Source organism: Micromonospora alfalfae (assembly GCF_022230925.1).
GTDB lineage: Bacteria > Actinomycetota > Actinomycetes > Mycobacteriales > Micromonosporaceae > Micromonospora > Micromonospora alfalfae.
Map to the genome: position 1 here is coordinate 86,489 of NZ_JAKKFH010000032.1, position 13,086 is coordinate 99,574.

The following is a 13,086-nucleotide window of genomic DNA, read 5'->3' on the forward strand; positions in this document are numbered from 1 at the left end:
CCTTCGCCCGTGACAGATCAGGCGTGGCCCTGGCCGGCCGGCGCGGCAACCGGAATTGGTTCGCTGCCCGGCACCGACATCGGCGAGGCTCAGCGGGTGGTCCTCGGTGAGCTTCCCGAGCTGCCCCACCTGCCCGAGTTGCCGGCCCGTGGCCCCGGAGCGGACATGATCGGCCGGTCCGCCGGGCTGCTCGTCGAGCTGCCTGTCGAGGTGTACGCGGGGCGGTGGCGGGTCGCCCCACGCCCAGGCCGCGACCTGCGCCGCGCCCGCGACCTGATGGAACGCGACCTGGACCAGCTCGCCGAGCAGGCCGAGGGGTACGCCGGGCCGATCAAGGTGCAGGCCGCCGGCCCGCTCACGCTGGCCGCCTCCCTGGAGTTGCCGATCGGTGGCCGACTGTTGCGCGATCCCGGCGCGGTCCGCGACCTGACCGGCTCCCTCGCCGAAGGGCTGCGCGCGCACGTCGCGGCGGTCGCCCGCCGGCTGCCCCAGGCATCGGTGCTGCTGCAACTGGACGAGCCGTCACTGCCGACCGTGCTGGCCGGGCGGGTGCCGACCGAGAGCGGGCTGGGCGCGTACCGGGCGGTCGAGTCGGTGGACGCCGCCGCCCTGCTGCGCACTGTCGTCGAGGCGGTCGGCGTGCCGACGCTGGTGCACTGCTGCGCCCCGGACGTGCCGCTGGAGCTGATCCGCTCCACCGGCGCCGTCGCTGTCGCCCTCGACCTGGACCTGGTCACCAAGCTCGACCCGCTGGGCGAGGCGATCGACGCCGGCCTCGGGTTGCTGGCCGGGGCCGCGCCGACCCGGCCGCCGTCGGCCGGTGGCGCGCCGACCTCCGCGCAGATCGCCGACCGGGTACGCCAGGTCTGGGACCGCCTCGGCTTCCCGCGTCGCCAACTCGCCGAGCAGGTGGTGGTCACCCCGGCCTGCGGCCTCGCCGGCGCCACCCCTGAGTACGCGCGGGCGGTGCTCGCCGCGTGCCGGGACGCCGGCCGGCGCCTCGCCGAGGCGTGAGGTTTCCTGTCGTACCTGGTGGGCAGGATGACGGTCATGATTGGACAACTGCGTTCAGTGGTGATCGACTGCCCGGATCCGCGGGCGTTGGCGGCGTTCTACGCCGAGCTGCTCGGCGTACCGCTCGCCGAGGGTGACTCCGATGACGACTGGGTGGTGCTGGGCGGCCCACCCGGTCACCAGCCGCGCCTCGCCTTCCAACAGGCGCCCAACCTGCGCCCACCGGCCTGGCCGGATCCCGAGCGCCCACAGCAGTTCCACCTCGACGTGACTGTGGACGACATCGAGGCCGCCGAGAAGGCGGCGCTGGCGCTGGGTGCTCGGCGGCTGGCAGGTGAGGGCGAGGGCTTCCGGGTCTACGCCGACCCGGCCGGCCACCCGTTCTGCCTCTGCTGGGATTGACCTCGTCGTGGGTTGCGGCGGCCGGGCATCATTGCCGCCGTGATCCACACCTCTGCGCTTCGCGCCTCCGGTTCGCTCTTCGGTCTCGCCTACGGTGACGCGCTGGGCAAGCCGACCGAGTTCCTCACCGTCGCCGAGATCGAGCGCCGGTACGGTCCGACCGGTCCACGCGAGCTGTCCGGCGAGCCCGCCCTGGTCACCGACGACACGCAGATGGCCCTGGCTGTGGGTTGGGCGCTGCACGAGGCGCCGTCGTTCACGCCGGAGGCGGTGGAGCCCCTGCTGCGGCGACGCTTCCTGGCCTGGGCGGTCAGCCCGGACAACAACCGTGCCCCCGGCATGACCTGCCTGCGCGCCTGCGCCGAGCTGAGCCGTGGGGTGCCGTGGCAGGAGGCGACTGTGGTCGGCTCAAAGGGCTGCGGGGCCAACATGCGGGTCACCCCGGTCGGGTTGCTCGACGTGGACCTCGACACGCTCGCCGGGTTGGCTCAGTTGCAGGCCGGGCTGACCCACGGCCATCCGACCGGGCTGGCCGCCAGCGAACTCACCGCGTACGCGGTCTTCGTTTTGCGCGCGGGAACGCCGCTGACCGACCTGCCGGCGGTGCTCACCGAGCGGGCACTGTCCCAGCGCCTGGTCTACCGGGAGCGGTGGCTGGGCGATCTGTGGCAACACGCCGGTTCCGGTTCTCCGCAGGAGTTCATCGCCCAGGGCTGGGACGAGTGCCTGGCGGTGCTGGGCCGACTGACGAACACCCTGACGCGGCCGGACGACGGTGGTGACCCGTGTCAGGCCACCGGGGAGGGCTGGGTGGCCGAGGAGGCGCTGGCCACCGCGCTGCTCTGCGCCGTACGGCACGCCGGCGACCCGGTAGCGGCGCTGGCCCGGGGCGCGACCACCGCCGGCGACTCCGACTCGATCGCCGCCCTGGCCGGCGCGTTCGTCGGCGCGGCCGTCGGCATGGCCGCCTGGCCGCGCGAATGGGCCAACCGCATCGAGTACGCGGACCAACTGGCCACGCTCGGCGCGGCCTGGGACTGACCCTCCCTGCGGGCCTGGCCTGGCTCGGCTTGGGCTTGGCTCGGCTTGGCCTGGCTCGGCCTGGCCTTGGTCCGGCTTGGCTTGGCTTGGTCTGGCTTGGCTTGGTCTGGCCTGGCCTTGGGTCCGGCTTGGCCTGGTCCGGCTTGATCGACTCGGGGTGCTGAAAGTCGGGGTGTCCGGGACTTCAGAACACCCCGACTTTCAGGAAGGCGAGTCGATCATGGCCGGCGAGCGGCAACGACGACGGTCGTGGGTGCTCGCGGGGTGGTCAGGGGGTGGGGAGGTGGCGCAGGCTGCGGACCTTGCGCCACAGGTCGGCGTCGCAGCGGCCGGCGTGGTCGCCAAAGGCGGCCGAGTTGAGTCGGATCGGCTCGGTGAGGCTGAGGTAACTGTCGTGCTCCGCGCCCGGATCCCAGTCCCGGGTGGGAATCCGTACGTGGTCGTCCCTGTCGCTCTTGTCCTGGCTGGTGATCTTCAGGACGTCGGCGCCCCGGGAGTCGGCGCGCAGCACCAGGCACGGGCGTACCTTCGACCCGCTGCCGTCGGCGTACGGCACGTCGGCCCACCAGATCTCGCCGGGCGACGGGGCGTCGGCGCGCCGGTCGGTGTCGCGCGAGCGGGGTTTGGTGGACGGCCGTTCGGCGCCACGGGGCCGCGGCGGGGTGGAACGACGGCCACCGGTGCCGCCCGCACCCGGCCGGGTGCCCGGACGCCGGTTGGCCACCTGGTGCCGCCAACTGTTCCACGCCCAGCCGGCGACCACGGCCAGCAGGATCGCCACCGCCCAGAGCAGTGCCTCGCGCATCCGTACCTCCGCTTCCCGGCGACCCCCAGGTCGCACCGTCCGGCGATCCTTGCACGCCGTCGCCCGTGCCGCCCGCCAACCACACCGCGACCGCCCCACCGCCGCGCTGCATGACCACCGCCCCACCGCCGCGCTGCATGACCACCGCCCCACCGCCGCGCTGCATGACCACCGCCCCACCGCCGCGCTGCACGACCACCGCCCCACCGCTGCGATGCACGACCACCTCGACGCCGCCAGGCCACCTCGACGCCGCCGTGCCACCTGGTGACACGGCGGCCGTCGCCCTCGATCACTTGATGGTCGGTAGCTGGATCGGCCCGTCGACGCCTGCTGAGCATCACGCGATCACCGGACGCTGCTGAGTGCGAGGTCGCGTCGGGCGCGGGTGGGCGACGGATTGTCCCACCGGCCCGATACGGTGCCGGAGTAGCGTGATCAGGGAGGTCGCAGGCGTGTCCGAAGGTGGCGGTGTGTCCGAGGAACAGATCGGTCAGCAGGTCAGCCCGGCGCAGGAGGCGGCGGCCGGGGCTGAGCCGACGCCGCAGGCCCGGGAACGGCATGCCGCGCTCAGCCAGGAGTTGACCGAGCACCAGTACCGCTACTACGTGCTGGACGCGCCGACCATCCCCGACGCCGATTTCGACAGGCAGTTGCGCGAGCTGGAGGCACTGGAGGAGGAGTTTCCGGCGCTGCGGACGCCCGACTCGCCGACCCAACGGGTGGGTGGCACGTTCTCCACCGACTTCACAGCGGTCACCCATGCCGAACGGATGCTCTCGCTCGACAACGCCTTCGCCGACGAGGAGTTGGCGGCCTGGGCCGAGCGGGTCGAACGGGACGCGGGCGGCCCGGTGCCGTACCTGTGTGAGCTGAAGGTCGACGGGCTGGCGATCAATCTGACCTACGAGAACGGCCGGCTGGTCCGGGCCGCCACCCGAGGCGACGGGCGTACCGGTGAGGACGTCACGGCAAACGTGCGCAGCATTCGGGACGTGCCCAGCCAGCTCGTACCGTCCGGCGAATTCCCGGACGTTCCCGAGCTGGTGGAGGTCCGGGGCGAGATCTACTTCCCGATCGCCGCGTTCGCCGATCTCAACGCGGGGCTGGTGGAGCAGGGCAAGGCGCCCTTCGCCAACCCCCGCAACGCCGCCGCCGGCAGCCTGCGACAGAAGGATCCACGGGTCACCGCCACCCGGCCGTTGCGCCTGGTGGTGCATGGCATCGGCGCCCGCCGTGGGTTCCAGCCCACGGCGCAGTCCGAGTCGTACGCGGCACTCAAGTCGTGGGGGTTGCCGACCAGCGACCGGTGGCGGGTCGTCCCGGACCTGGCCGGCGTGGCGGAGTTCATCGCCTACTACGCCGAGCACCGGCACGACGTCGAGCACGAGATCGACGGCGTGGTGGTGAAGGTCGATCCGGTTTCCATCCAGGGCCGGCTCGGGTCGACCAGTCGTGCCCCTCGCTGGGCGATCGCCTTCAAGTACCCGCCGGAGGAGGTCACCACAAAGCTGCTCGACATCGACGTCAACGTGGGGCGCACCGGCCGGGTCACCCCGTTCGCCGTGCTGGAGCCGGTGCGCGTGGCCGGTTCCACTGTCGCGCTCGCCACCCTGCACAACGCCCGTGAGGTGGAGCGCAAGGGGGTGCTGATCGGCGACACGGTGGTGCTGCGCAAGGCCGGCGACGTTATCCCCGAGGTGCTCGGCCCGGTGGTCGATCTGCGGCCCGCCGATGCCCGGCCGTTCGTCATGCCGACCAGTTGCCCGGCCTGCGGCACCCCGCTCGCGCCATCGAAGGAGGGCGACGTGGACATCCGTTGCCCCAACACCCGCAGTTGCCCGGCGCAGTTGCGGGAGCGGGTGTTCCACCTCGCCGGCCGGGGTGGCTTCGACATCGAGGTGCTCGGCTACAAGGGCGCGGCAGCCCTGCTCGACGCGGAGATCATCAGCGACGAGGGCGACCTCTTCCACCTCGACGCCGAGCAGCTGTCCCGGTCGCCGTTCTTCGTCAACAAGGACGGCAGCCTGGGCAGCAACGCCACCAAGTTGCTGGACAATCTCGCGGTCGCCCGGGAACGGGACCTGTGGCGGGTGCTGGTGGCGCTCTCCATCCGGCACGTCGGCCCGACCGCGGCCCAGGCGCTCGCCCGGCACTTCCGCTCGATGGACGCCATCGACGCGGCCACCGAGGAGGAGCTGTCCTCCGTCGACGGGGTCGGGCCGACCATCGCCGCCAGCATCCGGGAGTGGTTCGCTGTGGACTGGCACCGCGAGGTGGTCCGCAAGTGGGCTGAGGCCGGCGTACGGATGGCGGAGGAGGCGGTCGACGAGGGCCCGCGCCCGCTGGAGGGGTTGACGGTCGTGGTGACCGGCACCCTCGCCGGTTTCTCCCGGGACCAGGCCGCCGAGGCCGTGCAGAGCCGGGGCGGCAAGGTCAGCGGGTCGGTTTCCAAGAAGACGAGCTTCGTGGTGGTGGGGGACAACCCCGGGTCGAAGGCCGACAAGGCAGTCAGTCTCAAGGTGCCGGTTCTCGACGAGGACGGGTTCCGGCTCCTGCTGGACGCGGGCCCGGACGCCGCCCGGGAGGTCGCTCAGCTGGGGGGTTGACCCGGCCGGCGGCCGGGAACGGCGACTGGCCGCGTATACCAACTTAATTACGACTACGACCGATTCGTGACTGTCATACCGGGAAACTGGGGGCCGAGGGCGTTTCATTGGGTCACGGCGCGCGCACCGGCACGCCGATGGTCGGTCGGGAGGTGTGGTGGAGGTCGCCGACCCACGCAACTCGCTTCCTGCGGGACGGGTCGCACCGTTCGCCGCCTTCGTCGCCGGCATCCTGGCGGTCGCCGCGCTGACCGCCGCCGTTCCACTCGCGACGCTCCCCGGCGAGTTGTCCGAGTTGCCGGTGGCGTTCTGGACGATGGCCGCGCTCGCCGTGATCTGCGACGCGCGCCCGTTCGTGCCACCGGGGCGCCGGCAGACGTCGGCGGTGTTTCCGTCCACCTGTTTCACCTTCGCGATCCTGCTGGGCTGGGGTCTCGGCCCGGCGGTGGTGGTGCAGGCGGTGGGCGTCGTCGTCTCGGGTTGGCGGATGCGGCACGCTGCGTGGCGCACGGCGTTCAACGTCGGCCAGTACGCGTGTGCCCTCGCCGCCGCGTACGGGGTGATCCAGCTCAGCTCCGGCACCATCTTCTCCGGCGGGCGGTTGCACTGGACCGACGTGGCCGCCGTCGGCGGTGCCGTACTGGCCTGGTTCGTCGTCAACTACGGGTTGGTCAGCTGGGCGGTGCGGCTGCGGTTCGGGGACCGCTGGTGGCCCACGGTCCGTCAGGGCCTCGGCTTCGAGTTGCTGTCCACCGGCTCGCTGCTGCTGCTCGCCCCGGTGCTGGTCGCGGCGGCGCGGGTCAGCGCCGCGCTGATCCCGCTGGTGCTGGTGCCGCTCTTCGCCGTCTACCGGATGGCGCGGTTGACAAACGAACAGCAGCACCTTGCCGCCGCCGACCCGCTGACCGGGCTGCCCAACCGCAAGGCACTGCTGGCCGAGGTGGCCGAGCAGGTGCACCTGCATGCGGAGCGGACCGCCCGTGGTGAACCCGACGGGCAGCTCGCGCTCCTGCTGATCGACCTGGACCGTTTCAAGAACGTCAACGACGCCCTTGGGCACGCCGTGGGCGACCGGCTGCTGGTCGAGGTCAGCGCCCGGCTCACCGACATGCAGCCCCGGCCACAGATGATCGCCCGGCTGGGCGGTGACGAGTTCGCCATCGTGATGACCGGGCTGACCGACGTCGGTCAGGCGCGGGAGTTGGCCGACCGGGTGGTTCAGGCGCTGGCCGAGCCGGTGCCGCTCGACGGGTTGCCGCTGGACGTGGGCGGGTCGATCGGGATCGCCCTCTTCCCGGAGCACGGCGAGGACTTCGCCACCCTGATGCGCCACGCCGACGTGGCGATGTACGACGCCAAACACCGCAACGACACGGTGGCCGTGTACGCCCCGGAGTCCGACCACAATTCCGCCGAGCGACTCGGCCTCCTCGCCGACCTGCGCCGCGTACTGGAGACCAGCCCTTCGGCCGAGGGGCCGTTCGCCGGCGACGCCGAGTCGGCTGTTCAGGGCCAGGGTGAGGGTGTGGAGCCGGACGGGAACGGCCGGCACGGCGTGCCGGGTGACGCCGAGCGGACTGCCGACGTACCCCTTGTCGCGTCGGCTGAGGTGCGCGGCGGTGACGGGGCGGCGCTGCCCACCGGCGCCCCGGCCGAGGGTGCGCTGCCCACCGCGGCGTCGGACCGGTCGGCGCCAGCGACGGACCCGGCGCCGACGCTCGCCCCGGCGCCACCGGGAGCGACAAGGTGGTGGCCACGGCGTCGGCGCACCGACGCGGAGCTGGTGCACTCCGATGAGCTGATCAACCGGATCGCCACCGGAGCCGACCCCATCCGCGGCCGCAACGCCCGTGCCACTGTCGCCGGCACCCGTTCCGGCTCGGCCCGGGAGCGGCGCGCCGGGGGCGGGGTCGGTCGGCGGTCCCCGAACGGGAGCGCTGTGGGCAGGGGCCGGACCGGGGGGCGGCGGGACGTCGGGCCGGGTGCGTCCGGGCAGCCACTGGAACCGACCGGGTGGGCGCACGCGGACGATGAGCCGGCCGACGACGCCGGGGAAATCACCATGTACTACCAGCCGCAGATCGCCATCGCGACCGGCGAGGTGGTCGGCGTCGAGGCGCTGCTGCGGTGGCGGCACCCCCGGCGGGGCATGGTCGACCCGGAGGAACTCATCCGGGTCGCCGAGCAGAGCGCCGTGATGCGACTGCTCACCCGTCGTGTCGTCGACGACGTGGTGGAACAGCTCGCCAAGTGGTCGGCGGCCGGCATCGGCCTGCGCGCGGCGCTGAACGTGAGCGTGCGCGACCTGCACACCGGCGAGATCGCCGACCAGATCGCCGATCGGCTGGCCCGCTACGGGGTGCCGGCCGAGCGCCTTCAGGTCGAGATCACCGAGGGCGCGTTGATGGCCGACCCGCGTCGGGTGCTGGCCACCATCTCCCGGCTGCACCGGATCGGGGTGGCCATCGCGCTCGACGACTTCGGCACCGGCTACTCCTCGCTCCAGCACCTGCGCCGCCTGCCGCTGTCCGAGGTGAAGGTGGACCGGTCGTTCGTTCTCGGCATGGCCGACGACGCCGACGACGCGGCGATCGTCCGATCCATGATCGAGCTGGCCGGCGCGCTGGGGCTGCGGGTGGTCGCCGAGGGTGTCGAGGACGAGCGGACCTGGCGGATGCTGCACGCCGCCGGCTGCGATGCCGCTCAGGGTTGGTTCTACGCCCGGCCGATGCCGGCCGAGGAGTTGGTCACCTGGCTGGCCCGGTACCGGCCGGTGCGCCCGACCGGCGGGCTCCCACAGCCGGATGTCGCTCGCCGCCCCACCCGCTGACCCCGCACGAGGGCCGCCGGAGGGGGAGTCGGGGACGCGGCACCGGAGCGGAACAATAGACTCGCTCCGGTCACCGCGTGTCACGCTCCACCTGTCGCGCGGCCGGCACACCGCCCGACCAGCAGGAATTCAGAAGGGGGCACTGATGGCCGCCATCTCCCGCGAGGAGGTCGCGCACCTGGCGCGCCTGTCGCGGCTCGCCGTCACCGAGGAGGAGCTGGACACGTTCGCCGGTCAGCTCGACGTGATCCTCAAGGCGGTCGCCCAGGTCGGCGAGGTCGCCGCCGCGGACATCCCGCCGACCTCGCACTCGGTGCCGCTGACCAACATCTTCCGCGAGGACGTCGTCACGCCGTGCCTGACCCCGGAGGAAGCGCTGTCGGGCGCGCCCGACGCCGAGGACCAGCGGTTCCGCGTACCGCGGATCCTGACCGAGGATGTGGCCTCATGAGCGAGCGGCAGCGAGCGAATCAGCAGTGCAGCGCGGTGGTGCCTCATGGCGTCGCGGAGCGAAGCGGAGTGACGGCATGAGCGAGCGGCAGCGAGCGAATCAGCAGTGCAGCGCGGTGGTGCCTCATGGCGTCGCGGAGCGAAGCGGAGTGACGGCATGAGCGATCTGATCAGAATGACCGCGACGGAGATCGCGGCCCTGGTCGCCGGGGGCGAGACCTCCGCTGTCGAGGTGACCCAGGCGCACCTGGACCGGATCGCCGCTGTCGACGACCGGGTGCACGCCTTCCTGCACGTCGACACCGAGGGCGCGCTCGCCGCGGCCCGCGCGGTGGACGAGCGCCGGGCCGCCGGCGAGGAGTTGGGCCCGCTCGCGGGTGTGCCGGTCGCGGTCAAGGACGTGCTCGCCACCCGTGGCGTGCCGACCACTGTGGGGTCGAAGATCCTGGAGGGCTGGCGCCCGCCGTACGACGCGACGATCGTGCAGCGGCTGCGGGACGCCGGCACTGTGATGCTCGGCAAGACCAACATGGACGAGTTCGCGATGGGCTCCTCCACCGAATACTCGGCGTACGGCCCGACGCACAACCCGTGGGACCTGAGCCGGATCCCGGGTGGTTCGGGTGGTGGCAGCGCCGCCGCGCTGGCCGCGTACGAGGCGCCGCTGGCGATCGGCTCGGACACCGGCGGCTCGATCCGCCAGCCCGGTGCGGTCACCGGCACCGTGGGCGCCAAGCCCACCTACGGCGGCACCTCCCGTTACGGGCTGGTGGCGTTCTCCTCGTCGCTCGACACCCCCGGCCCGTGTGCCCGGACGGTGCTCGACGCGGCCCTGCTGCACCAGGTGATCGGCGGGCACGACCCGCGCGACTCCACTTCCATCCCGCAGCCGGTGCCGGACGTGGTGGCGGCGGCGAAGCTCGGTGCTACCGGCGACCTGACGGGTGTGCGGCTCGGCATCGTGAGCGAGTTCGTCGGCGAGGGCGCCGAGCCGGGCGTGATGGCCGCGTTCCGTGAGTCGGTGGACGCGCTGACCAAGATGGGTGCCGAGGTCGTCGAGGTGTCCTGCCCGACGTTCGCGTACGCGCTGCCGGCGTACTACCTGATCGCCCCGAGTGAGTGCTCCTCCAACCTGGCCCGGTTCGACGGCGTCCGGTTCGGCCTGCGGGTCGGCGACGACGGCAACCGGTCGCTGGAGGAGGTCATGTCGCTGACCCGGGAGGCCGGCTTCGGCCCGGAGGTCAAGCGCCGCATCATGATCGGCACGTACGCGTTGTCGTCGGGTTACTACGACGCGTACTACGGGCAGGCGCAGAAGGTCCGGACGCTCATCACCCGGGACTTCACCGCCGCGTTCGAGCGGGTCGACGCGCTGATCTCGCCGACCACCCCGTCGGTGGCGTTCCCGATCGGCGCGCGGACCGCCGACCCGTACCAGATGTACCTGGCCGACCTGTACACGATTCCGACAAACCTGTACGGCGGGCCGGGCATCTCGGTGCCCTGTGGGCTCTCCGAGGGGCTGCCGGTCGGTCTGCAGGTGATGGCCCCGACGATGGCCGACGACCGGATGTACCGGGTCGCCGCCGCGTTGGAGTCCGCCGTCGGCACGCTCACCCCGCCGACGCTCTAGACCGGAACCGCATCGGCGCCGAGGGACATGTCCCTCGGCGCCGATCGCGCGTCCGGGCAGGTGGGGTGTCGATCAGGGCTGGCTCGGCGGCCCGGCGAGGTAGCGGCGGGCCTCCCGCAGGCCACGCCAGCGATACCAGATGGACCCGGCCCAGAGCAGGAGCAGCAACACGGCCAGCACCCGGGTGAACGAGCTGTCGGCGCTCACCAGGACCAGCACCTGGGTGCCGGCGCCCGCCGCGAACAACGGCGGCGGTGCCCAGCGCGGCGAAGAGGACCACGACCAACGCGGCGACGACGTACGTGTTGCGGTGGTGCCGCCCCTGCGAAACCTGCTCGTCGGCGGCGACACTCTCTTCGGTTGTCACTGCCGCTCCCGATCCCGACGCCACCGTCCCAGCAGGTGCACCACTGCGTACGCGATCACCACCGCCACCACCCCGGGCAGCAGCATCCCGATCACCAACTCGGCTGTGGTGTCCGGCTGGCGGTCCTCCCCGGAGGCGAACCAGCTGATCAGTGTCACCACGACGGCCACCGCCCACACCGCGACCACCCCGACGAGCACCGGCCGGGCCTGCATTCCTCGCTCTCTCCCCGTATTCGTCATTGTCGCTCCGTACCCCGCTGTCGGTAACGCCACGCACGCCGGACGAAACCCGGCCGAGGATTGATCGGGCAACCCCATTAGGCTGGACAGGTTCTGTCCCGGATCGCGCCTGGAGCGTCTCATGACCACGACACTGCCCGCGTACGACGAGGTCGTTGCGCGCTTCGAACCGGTGATCGGCCTGGAGACCCACGTCGAGCTGGGCACGAACACCAAGATGTTCTGTGGTTGCCCGACCGACTTCGGTGGCGAGCCGAACACCCGGGTCTGCCCGGTGTGCCTGGGCCTGCCCGGCTCCCTGCCGGTGGCCAACAAGGCGGCCATCGAGGCGATCATCCGGATCGGCCTGGCGCTGAACTGCTCGATCGCCGAGTGGTGCCGGTTCGCCCGGAAGAACTACTTCTACCCGGACATGCCGAAGAACTTCCAGATCAGCCAGTACGACGAGCCGATCTGCGTCGACGGTTACCTGGACGTCGAGGTGGGCGGCGAGACGGTGCGGATCGAGATCGAGCGGGTGCACCTCGAGGAGGACACCGGCAAGACGCTGCACGTCGGCGGTGCCACCGGCCGCATCCACGGCGCGACGGAGTCGCTGGTCGACTACAACCGGGCCGGCATCCCGCTGGTCGAGATCGTCACCAAGCCGATCACGGGCACCGGCGCGCTCGCCCCCGACGTGGCCAAGGCGTACGTCGCCGAGCTGCGCGACGTGATCCGCACCCTCGGCGTCTCCGACGTGCGGATGGAGGAGGGTTCGCTGCGCTGCGACGTGAACACCTCGCTCAACCTGCCGGGCGCGGAGTGGGGCACCCGTACCGAGACCAAGAACGTCAACTCGCTGCGGTCGGTGGAGCGGGCGGTCCGCTCGGAGATGCTGCGGCAGGCGTCGGTGCTCGACGCGGGCGGCCGGATCACCCAGGAGACGCGGCACTTCCACGAGGACACCGGTGACACCACGCCGGGTCGCTCGAAGGAGACGGCCACCGACTACCGGTACTTCCCCGAGCCGGATCTGGTGCCGATCGCCCCGGACCCGGCCTGGGTCGCTGAGCTGAAGGCCGCCCTGCCGGAGCTGCCCCGGGTGCACCGGCGTCGGCTCCAGGAGCAGTGGGGCCTCTCTGACCTGGACATGCAGTCGGTGCTGAACGCCGGCGCGGTCGAGCTGATCGAGGCGACGGTGGCCGCCGGCACCACCCCGGCCGCGGCCCGCAAGTGGTGGCTGGGTGAGCTGTCGCGCCGGGCCAACGAGAGCGGCGTGGAGCTGGCCGAGATCGGAGCCACGCCCGCCCAGGTCGCCGAGCTTCAGGGTCTTGTCGACGCCGGCAAGCTCAACGACAAGATGGCCCGCACGGTGCTGGAGGGCGTTGTCGACGGTGAGGGCTCGCCCACCGAGATCATGACCAGCCGGGGCCTGGAGGTCGTGTCGGACACCGGCGCGCTCACCGCCGCCGTGGACGAGGCGATCGCCGCGAACCCGGGCATCGCCGACAAGATCCGCAGCGGCAAGGTCGCCGCGGTCGGCGCGCTGGTCGGCGCGGTCATGAAGACCACCCGTGGGCAGGCCGACGCGAAGACCCTGCGTGAGCTGATCCTGGAGCGCCTCGGCGTCCAGGGCTGAGAGACCCACCCGGAGCAGGCCGCCGCCGCGACCCGGCGGCGGCCTTCGGCCACCCCCTGTCGACCCACGCGG

General features: G+C 72.2%; 12 protein-coding genes. 9 read left to right on the forward strand and 3 right to left on the reverse strand.

Annotation, left to right across the window (positions count from 1 at the left end; translation table 11 throughout):
* Positions 1-9: 9 nt before the first annotated feature.
* From MED01_RS24985 to MED01_RS24995, 3 genes are read left to right on the forward strand one after another with little or no spacing between them, the layout of a single operon-like run.
* Positions 10-1,014 carry a methionine synthase gene (locus MED01_RS24985; RefSeq protein ID WP_238670982.1) on the forward strand — a complete coding sequence of 335 codons (1,005 nt, stop codon included), beginning with the start codon at positions 10-12 and terminating at the stop codon, positions 1,012-1,014.
* 36 nt (positions 1,015-1,050) lie between these two features.
* Positions 1,051-1,416 carry a VOC family protein gene (locus tag MED01_RS24990; RefSeq protein WP_238670983.1) on the forward strand — a complete coding sequence of 122 codons (366 nt, stop codon included), beginning with the start codon at positions 1,051-1,053 and terminating at the stop codon, positions 1,414-1,416.
* A gap of 30 nt (positions 1,417-1,446) precedes the next feature.
* Positions 1,447-2,457 (forward strand): ADP-ribosylglycohydrolase family protein, encoded by a 1,011-nt coding sequence (locus tag MED01_RS24995; protein WP_372493718.1) that lies wholly within the window; start codon positions 1,447-1,449, stop codon positions 2,455-2,457.
* Positions 2,458-2,725: 268 nt separating this feature from the next.
* Here MED01_RS24995 and MED01_RS25000 read toward each other — a convergent pair whose 3' ends face one another.
* Positions 2,726-3,262, reverse strand: a complete 537-nt coding sequence (locus MED01_RS25000) for a type II toxin-antitoxin system PemK/MazF family toxin (protein WP_238670985.1) — start codon at positions 3,260-3,262, stop codon at positions 2,726-2,728.
* A 49-nt stretch (positions 3,263-3,311) separates the two neighbouring features.
* On the opposite strand from MED01_RS25000, the gene MED01_RS25005 reads away from it, so the two are divergent.
* The 5 genes from MED01_RS25005 (at position 3,312) to gatA (ending at position 10,784) form a co-directional block, all read left to right on the forward strand.
* A complete protein-coding gene (locus MED01_RS25005) occupies positions 3,312-3,533 on the forward strand; it encodes a hypothetical protein (protein ID WP_238670986.1) in 222 nt (73 codons plus the stop codon).
* Positions 3,534-3,735: 202 nt separating this feature from the next.
* Positions 3,736-5,871 carry an NAD-dependent DNA ligase LigA gene (gene ligA / locus MED01_RS25010; RefSeq protein WP_238670987.1) on the forward strand — a complete coding sequence of 712 codons (2,136 nt, stop codon included), beginning with the start codon at positions 3,736-3,738 and terminating at the stop codon, positions 5,869-5,871.
* A 157-nt stretch (positions 5,872-6,028) separates the two neighbouring features.
* Positions 6,029-8,701, forward strand: a complete 2,673-nt coding sequence (locus MED01_RS25015) for an EAL domain-containing protein (RefSeq protein ID WP_238670988.1) — start codon at positions 6,029-6,031, stop codon at positions 8,699-8,701.
* A 145-nt stretch (positions 8,702-8,846) separates the two neighbouring features.
* Positions 8,847-9,152 carry an Asp-tRNA(Asn)/Glu-tRNA(Gln) amidotransferase subunit GatC gene (gatC, locus tag MED01_RS25020; RefSeq protein WP_238670989.1) on the forward strand — a complete coding sequence of 102 codons (306 nt, stop codon included), beginning with the start codon at positions 8,847-8,849 and terminating at the stop codon, positions 9,150-9,152.
* Positions 9,153-9,308: 156 nt separating this feature from the next.
* Positions 9,309-10,784, forward strand: a complete 1,476-nt coding sequence (gatA, locus tag MED01_RS25025; protein WP_238670990.1) for an Asp-tRNA(Asn)/Glu-tRNA(Gln) amidotransferase subunit GatA — start codon at positions 9,309-9,311, stop codon at positions 10,782-10,784.
* A 72-nt stretch (positions 10,785-10,856) separates the two neighbouring features.
* On the opposite strand, the gene MED01_RS35870 is transcribed toward gatA, so the two are convergent.
* Complete coding sequence (locus tag MED01_RS35870; RefSeq protein ID WP_274526208.1) at positions 10,857-10,991, reverse strand: hypothetical protein; 135 nt, start codon at positions 10,989-10,991, stop codon at positions 10,857-10,859.
* 156 nt (positions 10,992-11,147) lie between these two features.
* Positions 11,148-11,393, reverse strand: a complete 246-nt coding sequence (locus tag MED01_RS25030) for a hypothetical protein (RefSeq protein ID WP_238670991.1) — start codon at positions 11,391-11,393, stop codon at positions 11,148-11,150.
* Positions 11,394-11,514: 121 nt separating this feature from the next.
* Between MED01_RS25030 and gatB the strand changes: the two genes are divergently transcribed.
* The gene (gatB, locus tag MED01_RS25035; protein ID WP_238670992.1) at positions 11,515-13,014 is read left to right on the forward strand and encodes an Asp-tRNA(Asn)/Glu-tRNA(Gln) amidotransferase subunit GatB; all 1,500 of its coding nucleotides are present in this window, start codon (positions 11,515-11,517) and stop codon (positions 13,012-13,014) included.
* The last annotated feature ends 72 nt before the right edge of the window (positions 13,015-13,086 follow it).